Annotated in this window: 8 protein-coding genes; 2 read left to right on the top strand and 6 right to left on the bottom strand. The window is 53.0% G+C overall.

Going from position 1 to position 12744, the window contains the following annotated elements; genetic code table 11:
• Positions 1–82: 82 nt before the first annotated feature.
• From IEV97_RS13300 to IEV97_RS13290, 3 genes are all read right to left on the bottom strand, one after another.
• Positions 83–493, bottom strand: coding sequence for a hypothetical protein (locus IEV97_RS13300; protein ID WP_188501978.1), 411 nt, complete (start codon positions 491–493; stop codon positions 83–85).
• A 52-nt stretch (positions 494–545) separates the two neighbouring features.
• The gene (locus IEV97_RS13295) at positions 546–1694 is read right to left on the bottom strand and encodes a BamA/TamA family outer membrane protein (protein ID WP_229733936.1); all 1149 of its coding nucleotides are present in this window, start codon (positions 1692–1694) and stop codon (positions 546–548) included.
• Positions 1695–2526: 832 nt separating this feature from the next.
• Positions 2527–3660 (bottom strand): BamA/TamA family outer membrane protein, encoded by a 1134-nt coding sequence (locus IEV97_RS13290; RefSeq protein WP_188501977.1) that lies wholly within the window; start codon positions 3658–3660, stop codon positions 2527–2529.
• A gap of 233 nt (positions 3661–3893) precedes the next feature.
• Between IEV97_RS13290 and IEV97_RS13285 the strand changes: the two genes are divergently transcribed.
• Together IEV97_RS13285 and IEV97_RS13280 are read left to right on the top strand one after the other, a co-directional pair.
• On the top strand, positions 3894–6920 hold the full coding sequence (locus tag IEV97_RS13285) for an amidohydrolase family protein (RefSeq protein WP_188501976.1): 3027 nt from the start codon (positions 3894–3896) through the stop codon (positions 6918–6920).
• A 97-nt stretch (positions 6921–7017) separates the two neighbouring features.
• Positions 7018–8352 (top strand): amidohydrolase family protein, encoded by a 1335-nt coding sequence (locus IEV97_RS13280; protein WP_188501975.1) that lies wholly within the window; start codon positions 7018–7020, stop codon positions 8350–8352.
• Between the two features lie 743 nt (positions 8353–9095).
• Here IEV97_RS13280 and IEV97_RS13275 read toward each other — a convergent pair.
• Genes IEV97_RS13275 through IEV97_RS13265 form a run of 3 tightly spaced genes read right to left on the bottom strand, consistent with a single transcriptional unit; the run spans position 9096 to position 12679 of the window.
• Positions 9096–11201, bottom strand: coding sequence for a ComEC/Rec2 family competence protein (locus IEV97_RS13275; RefSeq protein ID WP_188501974.1), 2106 nt, complete (start codon positions 11199–11201; stop codon positions 9096–9098).
• Positions 11201–11629 (bottom strand): GNAT family N-acetyltransferase, encoded by a 429-nt coding sequence (locus IEV97_RS13270; protein WP_188501973.1) that lies wholly within the window; start codon positions 11627–11629, stop codon positions 11201–11203. The genes IEV97_RS13275 and IEV97_RS13270 overlap by 1 nt, the downstream gene beginning before the upstream one ends.
• Before the next feature lie 21 nt (positions 11630–11650).
• Positions 11651–12679, bottom strand: coding sequence for a PhoH family protein (locus tag IEV97_RS13265; protein ID WP_188501972.1), 1029 nt, complete (start codon positions 12677–12679; stop codon positions 11651–11653).
• Between the last annotated feature and the right edge of the window lie 65 nt (positions 12680–12744).

Here is a 12744-nt window from a genome sequence, read left to right as displayed (position 1 = left end):
AGGGGCGAATTGGCTTATCGCTGACAAATCTACGCTTCTTTATGAATTTGGTATGTGACTTTCGTCGCATTTGGTGAAGAAGTTATTTGGATTGCTTTCCGCTCAATACATATTTGATTAACCGATAATTTAATGGAGCGAAAACTCCTGTTAGGATGATGATCATGAAGCCAAACCCAATATCCCACTTGAGTATCTCGACATAAATGTAGATTTGGCTACCAAGTAGAGCTATGCTTAATATTGAAAACAGTAAAACTTTGAAGTATTGATTTTTGAAAATATAAAAGTGGTACAGGACAACGGCAAGCAAAAGCGAGATAGTGAAAGCCTCAATCCAGCCCTTCATCGTGCTTTCCGGACCCAAACCGAATGCTATACCTGAAATAAGGAGAAGAATAAATTGAATTCCAATTAAGGATGCCATTTCAAGTAAAAGTAGCGAAGCTGTCTGGGATTTGCCTTCAAACCATTCCTTATCAATTTCTGTCATCTATATTTCAATCCTTAATGCTTGCAAATACCCTACACCAGGTATAGCGGTATTAAAAAGCCTCCCCAATCATCACATAAAAATTTACCCCTTCACGCCCATACCCAATGTCAGCCCGGATGTTCAGTTTTTGCTCCGGGTTCAGGGCATAGCGCAATCCTGAGCCGATGGAATATTTCAAAGTGGAGAAGCTCACATCCTTTGGTTTGTCGAACACATCGCCTACACCGGCAAAAGCTGCCATGCCGAAGCGCCAGAACAGCGGGAAGCGGTATTCGAACTGTGTTCCGGCAAAGTTGTCCTCCAAAAAACGGTTTTTGGCGTAGCCTCTCAGGATGCGGTCGCCACCGGCCATGGCCATGCGCATGACAGGAACTTCGCCGTTGTTGAGGTTGAAACTAGTATTATGCGCCAGAATGTGGTTCGGTTTCAGTTGGAAATACTTGCGGAAGTCGAGGTTGAAATTGGTGTAACCAAAGTCCCCGCCAAAGGTGCTGCCAAAGCGGTAGCCAGACATTTCCAGGTAAGTGCCGCTACTGGCAAAGGCCACGTTGTCGCGACTGTCAAGCAGGAAGACAAGGCCCAGACCGCTGTTCAGTCCACCCTGGTAGCCTGGAATCTGTTGAGAGAGTAGCTGACTCTCCCGGTCTTCGTTGATGGGGTTGAGCTGCAGATCGTAGTAGTTCGCGATCTGGAAGTCCGGACCCAAAAAGGTGCGGGCTCCAACTTTTTTCAAAGCCGCCAGGCGGGTGCTCACAAAATCGTATTCATAGATCTCCTCATCCGAAAGCGGTGTATCGTTGCCGATGCCATAAAAGCGGTCGGTGTATACGCGGTGGCGCAGCTCGCCCCGCAGCAGGTATTTCTCGTCACGGGTGAAGATGGCCCAGTCCAGGAGCTGGTCGGTCTGCTTGCGTAAGGTATAGTCCACGATCAGGCGCGCGGTGGAGAGGCGGGTGTATCCTTCGTCCTCGCTGTTCTTCAGTTTGAAGAAGCCAAGCAGTGCTGCCCCGAATCCCAGCCGTGTGTCGGGGGTATAATAGAGCACTGGAATAGGTATAAGGCCCCGCGTCTTCTCCGCTTTTGGCAGGGTGGTGTCAGGTATAGCATCCGTCTGCTGATCCTGCGCCTGGACACAGTTAGGCGTGCCCAGCAGCAAACAGAGCCCCAGCAGGCAGCTGGCAAGTGCATGTCGGTTCATAAAGTCAGTAAGGTATAAAGTGAGGGGCAGGTTCTGTGTTATAACAGGTATAAAGCAGTACTTTTCCAGTAGAAATGTAGGGAAGTTTCAGGGATTTTTGCTAGTGCTATGAGGGTTTTTTTTGACCTGTTAGCGGGGGTGTAGTATCATGGCGCGAGTGTCCTCGCTCGTGTCTACGATGGTAGGGCCTCTGGCCCAGGTATAGGTGTAGCTTGCTTTGTAGCTACGGCTGTCGCAGGTATAGCAACCTTTATTGCCTTGTAGCTTGCCCTGGCCGGGCGGGCCTTACTTTTTTCCTTGATGAAAAAAGTAAGCAAAAAAATCAAGACGCTTTTAAACTCGCTGACCGCTCAAACACAAAATCGTCGATGGTACACCGTGAATAGCTTTCTGCTTTGTAGGTCCAGTGCAAGTGAGTCTTGCTATACCTACCAGTGGTGCGTTCTACACAGCTTATACCTATCGAATGGCAGTTACAGGTTCCCCGCCTGGGGGTAGGGGGCCTCTTCAAGGATAAGGAGGGGTAGGGGTGGTTGGATCCGGTCTAGCAAAGGAACGATTGAAACTACAAGGCTTATACCCTGATATGGTTAAGGCAGAAAGTACCCCTCCTGTTTTTAGGAGGGGCTAGGGGAGGTGATTCCTCTCTAGGGTTAGGGGCCCTCTTTGAAGAGAGGGGCAGGGGTGTGTTATAGCAACAGCCTAACCCCCCCTTCAACCAAGATCCTTTCAGGATGACAGATCGGAAAGCAGCTACCGAACAGTCCCTCTCTTGAATGGATAGTGGATGTCCATTGTCCTCGATAATCTTTTAATCTTGAAAATCCCGATCCTAAAATGCTTCCCCAATCATCAGATAGATGTTGATCCCTTCCCGGCCATACCCGACATCCAGCCTGGAGTTGAGCTTTTGGTCGGGGCGGATGGCGTAGCGCAGGCCAGTGCCGACGGAGTACTTGAGGGTTGAAAAACTCACGTCTTTTGGTTTGTCGAACACATCGCCCACGCCTGCGAAAGCGGCTGCTCCCAGTCGCCAGAACAGCGGGAAACGGTACTCTACCTGGGAGCCGACGAAGTGGTCGTCGTGGAAGCGGTTGCGGGCGTAGCCACGCAGGATCTTGTCACCGCCGGCTGTGGCCAGGCGCTGCACGGGCACATCGCCCTCGTTGAGCCGGAGCATGGTGTTGGTGGCCAGCACACGGTCATTGCCCAGGCCATAGTAGCGGTTAAACTCAAAGTTGAGGTTGTTGTACCGGAAGTCGCTGCCGAATGTCTTGCCGAAGTGATAGCCGGAGAGTTCCAGGTAAAAACCCTTGCTCGGGTAGGAGGTGCTGTTGCGGTGGTCGATCAGGAAAACGGCGCCGAGGCCCACATTACGGCCTTTTTTGTAGCCCGGTATCTGCTGCGAGAGCAGCTGGCTGCCCTCTTCCAGCTCCACGTCATAGTACTCCGTGAATTGCAGGTCAGGTCCCAGGAAACTGCGGAAGCCCACGTGTTTGAGTACCGCTATTTTGGCGCTGATCATATCGTAGTCATACAACTCGCGGTCTTCCTTACGGGTGTCGTTGCCGATGCCGTAGAAGCGGTCAGTATAGATCCGGTGGCGCAGTTCGCCGCGCAGCATCAGGCGCTCCTCACGCGTAAAGATGTTCCAGCTCAGCCATTGGTCCGTTTGTTTGTTCAGGGTATAGTCCACTACCAGGCGGGCCAGTGAGAGGCGGGTATAGGTGGTGTCGGTGTAGCTGCGCAGGCGGAAGTAGCCCAGGAGGGAAGCGCCGATGCCGAATTTGGTGTCGGGGGTATAGTAGATGACCGGAGCAGGTATAAGCCCCTTTACGCTGCGCATGCTCGGCTTGGGCGGATCAACAGTTTTGTTTTCCACCGTTTGCTCCTGCGCCAGCGCAGGAAAGGATTTCAGCATGAAAAGTGCCAGTAGCAGAGAGGCAAGGTATAGGTATAAGCGCATGCAAACGTTGTTTCTAGAAGGGTTCTCAAAATATCAGGAGTACATACGTAATGCAGCGTTTCTGGTCTATACCGAGGTGCTGCGCCTGTTGATGATGGACTTTTTTATATTAGATAAAGTATATGGAGCTTGATCCTGAATATTTTATAACGTTTTACAAGGAATTTTAAAGTGAAGATGTCTATATTGTGTGTTTAAACCTAAACTAACCTCTACTTCACCTTCACAGAACAATGAGAAAAATCTTAACCATTGCAGCCTGTCTCGCTCTGGGAACAGCAGGTAGTGCGATGGCGCAGGAGACCTTTCCGCGCAATGGCGTATACGACGAGCGCACCGGACTGGTCGCTCTCACCAACGCCACCATCCACACCGATTACAAAACCAAATTAGAAAACGCGACTCTGCTGATCCGCAATGGCAAGGTAGAGGCCGTGGGCACCAAAGTGCAAGTGCCGGCTGGCGCCGTAGTATTGGATGCCAAAGGCAAGCACATCTACCCGGGTCTGGTGGATATGTTCACCAGCTATGGTCTGCCAGAGGTAAAGGCAGAGCGCCGCAGCTGGACCGCACCACCACAGGAGGAATCTACCAAGCAGGGGGCCTACAACTGGAACCAGGCCATCCGTCCGGAAACCAATGCCGTGGAGCTCTTTAAAGTAGACAAAAAGCAAGCCGAGGAACTGCGCAAGCTGGGCTTCGGTACCGTGCTGGCGGTGCACCGCGACGGCATTGCCCGTGGTACAGCCACGCTGGTAACACTGGCTGACAAGCGCGAAAACGAAGTGATCCTGCTTGACAAAGCTGCAGCTGCGCTCTCGTTTGAGAAAGGTTCTTCACCGCAGGATTACCCGAACTCCCTGATGGGCGCTATCGCCCTGTTGCGCCAGACCTACCTGGATGCGCAGTGGAACAACATGAACCCGGGCCGTGAGCAGAACATCTCGCTGGCCGCTTTCACCAGCGCCAACAACTATCCGCAGATCTTTGAGGCCAATAGCAAACTGAACATGCTGCGCGCCGACAAGGTGGGCGACGAGTTCAAAAAGCAGTACATCATCAAAGGCGGCGGCGACGAGTACCAGATGATCAAAGAGATCAAGGCAACCAATGCCCCGGTTATTGTTCCATTGAATTTCCCGGAGGCGTACAACGTGGAGGACCCATATGATGCCCGCCGTGTGCCGCTGGAGGCCATGAAGCATTGGGAAATGGCCCCGTCTAACCCGGCAGCGCTGCAGAAAGCAGGTATACCGTTTGCCTTCACCACAGCCGACCTGAAAGACAAAAAAGACTTCCTGCCCAACCTTCGCAAAGCCATCGAATACGGCCTGTCAGAAGAAGAAGCGCTGAAGGCGCTAACCGCTACGCCGGCCCAGCTTTTGAAAGCCGACAAGCACGTGGGTAGCCTCGACAAAGGCAAACTGGCCAACTTCATCATCACCAGCGGCAACCTGTTTGCCGAGGACAATGTGATCCTGGAGAACTGGGTGCAGGGCAACCAGTACAAGATCACCGAAGTACCGGCCGATTACCGTGGCGTGTATACTCTGAAGATCGGGCAGCAGCCGGAGCGCAAACTGCAGATTGCCGGCACAGCTGAGAAACCGGAGCTGAAAGTGATCGGTCAGGACACCGTGACCGGAAAGATCACTGTGAGCGGCAACCTGGTAACGCTGTCGTTCAACAAAGACAAGAAGAGCAAAGAAGCCATCCGTTTGAGCGGCTGGTACGCGGATAAGAACCTGCAGGGCGAAGGCCAGTTGCCGGATGCCACGCTGGTGAAGTGGTCGGCTAAGTTCTCCGAAGCCATGACCGAGAAGGCTAAGAAAGACGCGGCCAAAGAGAAGCAGGCGATTGAACTGGGCAACATGATCTATCCGTTCCAGGCCTTCGGTCAGGTTGAGCTGCCAAAGCAGGAGACGGTGCTGATCAAGAACGCTACGGTATGGACGAACGAGAAAGAAGGCGTATTGCAGAACACAGACGTGCTGTTGAAAAACGGCAAGATCGCGAAAGTAGGCAAGAACCTGAGTGAATCGGGCGCCCGCGTGATCGATGGCACAGGCAAGCACGTAACCGCCGGTATCATCGACGAGCACTCGCACATCGCGCTGCAGGGCGTGAACGAAGGTACGCAGGCCGTAACGGCTGAAGTGCGCATGATGGATGTGATAAACCACGAAGACCCGAACATCTACCGTCAGCTAGCCGGTGGGGTAACAACCTCGCAGTTGCTGCACGGCTCTGCCAACCCGATCGGTGGTCAGTCCGCCATTATCAAGCTGCGCTGGGGCAAGAGCCCGGACGAGCTGTTTGTCGAAAATGCAGACGGCTTTATCAAATTTGCTTTGGGCGAGAACGTGAAGCACTCTAACCGCGCTCCTGCACACAATGTACGTTTCCCGCAGACAAGAATGGGCGTGGAGCAGGTATACGTAGACGCTTTCCAGCGTGCGAAAGAATACGAGCAGACCTGGAAGAACTACAACAAGATGTCGAAGAAGCAGAAAGCCGCTGCTGGCGAGCCACGCCGCGACATCGAGTTGGAGACACTTGTGGAAATCCTGAACGGCAAGCGCCATATTACGTGCCACTCTTACGTGCAGTCTGAGATCAACATGATGATCAAAGTAGCCGACCAGATGGGCTTTAAAGTAAATACCTTCACCCACATCCTGGAAGGCTATAAAGTGGCCGACAAAATGCGCGACCACGGTGCAGGCGGCTCTACCTTCGCTGACTGGTGGGCTTACAAGATGGAGGTGAAAGACGCTATCCCACAGAACGCCGGCATCATGCACCAACTGGGTGTAACGACTGCTATCAACTCGGATGACGCCGAAATGGCCCGCCGTCTGAACCAGGAAGCTGCCAAGAGCGTGAAGTACGCTGGTGTGAGCGAAGAGGACGCCCTGAAAATGGTGACCCTGAACCCCGCCAAACTCATGCACCTGGACGACCGCATGGGCAGCATTAAAGTAGGCAAAGACGCCGACGTGGTGCTGTGGAACAACCACCCGCTGTCCATCTATGCCCGTGCTGAGAAAACCTTTGTAGACGGCATCGCCTACTACGACCTGGAGCGCGACACGCAACTGCGCACCGAGCTGGAGAAGGAGCGCATGCGACTGGTTCAAAAGATGCTACAGGCCAAAACCACTGGTGCCAGAACACAGGGACCGCCCATGCGCCGCGCTTCTGTATTGCACTGCGAGGACGTAGAGCACCACACGGAAGCGGACTACATGGCTTACTAAATTGTTAATTGATTGATTGTTAATTGTTGACCTTCTTTTGGATAAAAACAATCAACAATAGGCAATCAACAATCACTGAAATCTAACAATCAATAAGATGAAAATTCAAAAAAGATATATTTCGGCTTTCGTGGCGCTTATGCTGAGTGTGCCTGCGGTTGCGCAGGTTCCGGTGCCGGCCGCGAAGCAAAGTAAGCCTTTGTTACTCACAGGCGCTACCCTGCACGTGGGCAACGGCAAGGTAGTAGAGAACGCCGCCGTTGGTTTCGACAATGGCAAGATCACGTACGCAGGTCCCTTGAGTGGCGCCAACCGCAACGGGCACGAGGTGATCGATGTGGCCGGTCAGCACATTTACCCGGGTCTGATACAGCCGAACTCCCAGCTGGGTCTGAACGAGATCGAGAGTGTGCGCGCCACCCTGGACATGCGCGAAGTGGGGCAGTTCAACCCCAACGTGCGCGCTGTGGTAGCCTACAATACCGACTCTGATATCGCGCCGACCATCCGGGCCAATGGCGTGTTGATGACGCAGGTAACGCCGGTGGGCGGTACCATTTCCGGCTCCTCGTCGGTGGTGCAGCTGGACGCCTGGAACTGGGAAGACGCCATCGTGAAAGCCGACGTGGGGATACACCTGAGCTGGCCGAACATGATCATCAACACAGGTATGGCACCTAACCCGCGCATGGCCAGTATGGGCCAGGACCGTGAGCAGGCTATCCGGGATCTGAGTCAGTTGCTGCGCGACGCTTCGGTGTACAAGCAGGCCAAAAACGAAAAGGAGAACCTGAAACTCTCATCGCTGACGGGTTTGTTTGACGGTTCCAAGAAGCTATACCTGCACGCCAACTATGGCAAGGAGATCATCGAAGGGGTGAATTTTGTGAAGCAGCATGGCGTGAAGGATATTGTGGTGGTAGGTGCCCGTGACGCGGTGGCCGTGGCCGATTTCCTGAAGGCGAATAACATCGCCGTGATCTACTCGGGTGTGCACGCCCTGCCTTCCCGCTCGGACGAGGATGTGGACATGCCGTACAAAACGCCGTACCTGTTGCAGCAGGCCGGTATCCCTTTCGCGCTGGACTACGACCTAAGCACACACGGTATCCGCAATCTGCCTTTCATAGCTGGTACAGCTGTAGCGCATGGTTTGGATAAGGAGCAGGCATTGTCAGCCATCACGCTGAACACCGCTAAGATCTTAGGCATCGACCAGCAGGTGGGTTCTGTTGAAGTGGGCAAAGACGCGACCATCGTCGTATCCGCCGGCGACATCCTGGACATGCGCACCAACAACGTGACGCACGCATTCATCCAGGGCCGCAAGATCGACTTGAACGATAAGCAAAAATACCTCTACGAGAAGTTCAACGGCAAGTATAAGGCTGAGCAGCCAAAGAAAGCCGAAGGTCCAAAAGCTCAGAACTAAGATATTTTACTCTCTCACCTTAAACTGAAAAGCGCTGTCCTGTTGGGGCAGCGCTTTTTGTTTTACCTCCCCCTGGCCCCCTCCTTTTAAAGAGGGCCCCTACCCCCAAAACAGGAGGGGGAGTTTTTTATGACCCGAGCTACCTCACTCGTGACTACTTTAGCGGGGCCACTGACCCAGGTATAGGTATAGCTGCTTTGTAGCTAAGGCCTTTTGTTGGTATAGCAACCTGTTATGCTTTGTAGCTTGCCCTGGCCGGGCAGGCCTTACTTTTTTCCTTGATGAAAAAAGTAAGCAAAAAAATCAAGACGATTTTAAACTCGCTGACCGCTCAAACACAAAATCGTCATCGGTGCACCTGGCAAGTGCGATTCGTTTCATAGCCAGCGGGGCAAGTTACTCTTGCTATACCTGCCAGTGGTGTATAGCAGTTACAACAAAGCTTATACCTGTAAAGTAGTAGCAGCAGAAGCTCCCCTCCTTGGATAAGGAGGGGCAGGGGTGGTTGGACTCGGTATAGCAAAGTAACGACTGTAGCTACAACGCCTTTGCCTGTAAAATGGCAGTAGCTAAAACTCCCCTCTCGAGAGGGGCAGGGGTGTGTTATAGCAACTGCCTGCCTCTCTTCCACCAAGATCCTTCCAGGATGACAAGTGGGAGAGCAGTAGCCGATAGTCCCCCTTTGAGGGGGGCAGGGGGATGACAATCGTGCATATGAATCCAGTAAACCCTGATCCAGCCCTCTACAAATCCACCACCAGCGCGCCTTGCTCCGTCAGATCATAAAACGCAATCCCCGCCGCCGCTAACTGTGGTTTCAGCCGCTGCAGGTACCAGGGTGCATTTGAGGCGTCGAGCACCAATTGTTTGAAACGGAATGCCTGCAACTCCTCTGGCTTTATCCGGACGTTCTGGGTGAGCAGCAGGTAGTCGATTTCAAAATCCGGGAGTGGCTGCATTTGGATCGGTTTCGAAACGACGAGCATGCGCTTGCCCTGCCATACGTACAGGTTATTGCTGTCAGGGAGCAGGGCGTGGCCTAAGTGGGAGGCTGGTGCATCTGCGAAGGTATAGGCATCAGCCTGGTGTACCCCTTTGTGCCATAGGTATGGCTGAATGTTGAAGATGTAGTTTTGCGGGGCCAGCGGTTGGTGGCTGACCACCGTCGCCTGCTGCCCTTGCAGGAAGCTGAAAGCGGTGGCGTTGCGCATGTTGTAAACTACCAGGCTGCGCTGGTGTTGCTGCGTGTTGATCTCAAGAATTTCCTGTGTCGCTAACAAAGCCACTACTACAGTAGCTAAAGCAAAATAGCGGAGCTGTTTATAGGCGAAGAACAGAATAAACAAAAGAAGCAAGGTATAGAGCAGCCAGGTTTGTGAGGTGCTGATGTCGATGCCGTTGATAACGGCTTGCGGCAACAGGTTCACCAGCATATTAAACTCGTTCATGCCCCAGGTGATGGCAAAATGAATCTTGAACAGCACCGTGCTGAGCAGCGGCACCCAGGAGAAAAACATCGCGGCTACACCCGAATAAAGCACGAAAGTAGCGGCAGGCACTACGAGCAGGTTCGCCAGCCAGAAGTATACCGGGAACTGATGAAAGTAGTAAAGCCCCAGCGGAAAAGTGGCCAGTTGCGCTGCCAGAGAAGCTGTGAAAAGCGCCCATCCTTTGTCCAGCACCCTGTTTTCAAATTCTATCAGCTTATAGAATCTGGGCTGTAGGTATACGATGCCGAGCAGCGCCAGGAAAGAAAGCTGAAAACCTACTTCGAGCAGGAAATATGGATTATACCATAGCAGTGCAAAGGCGGCAATGGCAAGTGTGTTGTAGATGTTGTGCTGCCGCCTGGAAACCATCGCTACCGTGATCAGACTGAACATGAAGGCTGCGCGAAGAACAGAAGGGGAGAGGCCCGTAATGAAAGCATAGAGCCAGAGCACACTTAAAATCACAGTGGCATATACCGTCCTTTGTTTAGCGGAACGCTTAAAGCCAGCCAGCAGAAAAGCTAGTATGCCGTAGATCAGTCCGACGTGCAGACCCGACACGGCTAGCACATGCATGGTGCCGGTCTGAGCGTAGGCATCACGGATCGAATTGTCCAGCTCGTCTTTCACTCCCAAAATCAATGCAGAGGATATGCCGTATTCCCTTCGCTCGTCGATTGACGCTTTCAGCAAAGCATCGAGTTGGCGACGCAGGTAAATGCTGAAGGACAGCACGGGGTTAGGCGGGGCGGAGTCGATTTTCTGGAACTGGTGCGGCTGCAGGAAATGCCGGTGATGAATTTGCTTGTTAGCCAGAAAGGCGCGGTAATCGAACTGGTTGGGGTTGGGAGATGGTGCTACAGGTAGAGGTGCACCTTTGATCAGCAGTCGGTCGCCGTAGCTTACTTCATATTCGCGGTTGGAGTCGTGCGGGACGGATAGCTGTACCCTACCCTCGGCAGGCTGCCATTGGCCGTTAACCTGCACCTGCTCTACCTGCAGCACCGTGTTCTGGTAGCCGGGTTTCTGCACCACGTAATCGTCCACCACCCCGACATAGTAAGCCGGTATACCTGACAAATTACTCAGGTGTCGCGGATGGTGCGCTTCGGTGTGCAGGTGCGTGAGCCAAATACCACCGGCCACAAAGCACAGCAGGCCGGCTATACCTGCAATCGTGTTGGCTTCCACAGACTTCAACCGGCGCGAAACAAGGTATAGCACCAGGTATGTGGCAACAAAAAAGGCAAAGAGTTCAAGGCTATACCTGAACTCTCTGCCTGTGAACAGGTACACGAGTATACCTGCTATAAAGCTAAGGGCAATGCGGACAAAAGGGTAGGGAGCCCACCGTTTCATCAGCCCTTATACACCATTTTGTAGTGCTGTATGTCGCACTCGGTGAACATGTCGCCTTCGGCTACGAAGCCGTGGCGCTTGTAGAAGTTAACGGCCGGTAACTGTGCGTTTAGGTATACCTTGCTGTCGGCATGATCCGCCTGCACGTCCAGCAGTACGGCCTGCAACAGCGCGGCACCCACCTGCCGGTTGCGGTAATCGGCCAGCACGGCAAAGCGCTCCAGTTTTATACCCTGGTCGGTCTGTCGCCAGCGTGCAGCACCGCAAGGCACGCCCTCGCAGGTAGCCAGGTAGTGGCGGGCCGTCGACTCGAACTGGTCGCGTTCGGCCTCGCGGGGCACCTGCTGCTCTTCCACAAAAACCTGCTCACGTATGTTGAACGCGGCAGACCTATCCTGCTCGCGTTCAGCACGTATCACCTCAATCATCTTGTGTTATCCGATCAGCTGCTATACCTTTCTTTTGCGGCCATTCACGCTCACGGGAGTGCCTTCCTCAGCGGCCTCAGCTTCAAGACGGGCGGCCAGGCGCTCATCATCAGCTTTGGTGTAGGCATCCACGATGTCGCGAACCAGGCGGTGACGCATCACGTCCTCCGGCTGCATCTCGATGAATCCTATCCCCTTGATATCACGCAAGGTATGGAGGGCATCCATCAGGCCGGAGCGCTGGTGGCGCGGCAGGTCAATCTGCGAACGGTCGCCGTTGATCATCACCTTCGAGGTAGGACCCATACGGGTAAGGAACATCTTGATCTGCGCCGGCGTGGTGTTCTGCGCCTCGTCGAGCAACACAAAGGCGTTGCTCAGGGTGCGGCCACGCATGTAGGCCAGCGGTGCGATCTCGATGATCTTGTTTTCCTGATAGTATTTGAGCTTTTCCATCGGGATCATGTCCTCCAGGGCGTCATAGATCGGGCGCAGATACGGGTCCACCTTCTCCTTCATGTCGCCTGGCAGGAAACCCAGGTTTTCACCGGCTTCCACCACAGGGCGGGAAATGATGATCTTGCGGACCTCCTTGTTCTTGAGCGCACGCACCGCCATGGCTACCGAAATATAGGTCTTACCGGTACCGGCAGGCCCGAGTGCAAACACGAGGTCATGATTCTCCACCAGGTCCACCAGTTTTTTCTGGTTCGGCGTCTTGGCTTTGATGATGCCACCCTTGCTGCCATACACGATCACGTCCGGCGACGTCACGATCACATCCTCATCCGTAAAAGGATCAGAAGAAAGGTATCTATTTACGCTGTTATGCGTAATCTTTCCGAACTTGTGATAGTGATCGATCAGCGAAGAAAGGATCTCGTGTATTTTGGTTATCTCAGGCGTCTGCCCCTGAATTTTGATTTCGTTGCCTCTGGATATGATCTTGCTGCTCGGAAATGCGGCTGCAAGCTGTTTGATATTCTGATTCTCTGTCCCCAGAAAATCGATAAGAGAGATGTTCTCTAAGGTTATTGTTTTCTCTACCAAATGTTTAAGCTTAATATAGTACGTTGGTAATATATTCTGTAAATTAGCTAAAATTGTTACACAAT

The organism is Pontibacter amylolyticus (genome assembly GCF_014638845.1).
GTDB lineage: Bacteria > Bacteroidota > Bacteroidia > Cytophagales > Hymenobacteraceae > Pontibacter > Pontibacter amylolyticus.
The sequence above is the reverse complement of the archived record's forward strand: the minus strand, read 5'-3'. Positions and strand labels throughout refer to the sequence as shown.